The 551-nt window shown below is 63.3% G+C and carries 1 protein-coding gene; it reads right to left on the reverse strand.

What is annotated here, in order from left to right:
• On the reverse strand, positions 1–551 hold a 551-nt coding region (locus SR3_RS30375), incomplete at both ends, for a zinc-binding dehydrogenase (protein ID WP_157099230.1).

The following is a 551-nucleotide window of genomic DNA, read 5'->3' on the forward strand; positions in this document are numbered from 1 at the left end:
TGGGTGATCATCGGATCGATCTCGATCTTGCCGGTCATATACATATCGACGATCTTGGGCACATCGGTGCGCCCTTTCGCGCCGCCAAAGGCGGTGCCGCGCCAGTTGCGGCCCGTCACCAGCTGGAAGGGGCGGGTTTCGATGGTCTTGCCCGCTTCCGCCACGCCAATGATGATGCTGGTGCCCCAGCCGCGATGGCACGCCTCCAGAGCGGTGCGCATCACCTCGGTGTTGCCGGTGGCATCGAAGGTGTAATCCGCGCCGCCATCTGTCATCAGCACGATCTTGGCCACGATGTCCTCGCGGCTCATGCCCTTGGTGTTGAGGAAATCGGTCATGCCGAAACGGCGGCCCCATTCCTCGCGATCGGGGTTGATGTCGACGCCGATGATCTTGTTGGCTCCGGCCAGACGCGCGCCCTGAATAACGTTGAGGCCAATGCCGCCCAGCCCGAAGACCACCACATTGTCCCCCACCTGCACCTTGGCGGTGTTGACCACCGCGCCTACGCCCGTGGTGACGCCGCAGCCGATGTAGCAGCTCGACTGGAA

The organism is Novosphingobium rosa NBRC 15208 (assembly GCF_001598555.1).
GTDB lineage: Bacteria > Pseudomonadota > Alphaproteobacteria > Sphingomonadales > Sphingomonadaceae > Novosphingobium > Novosphingobium rosa.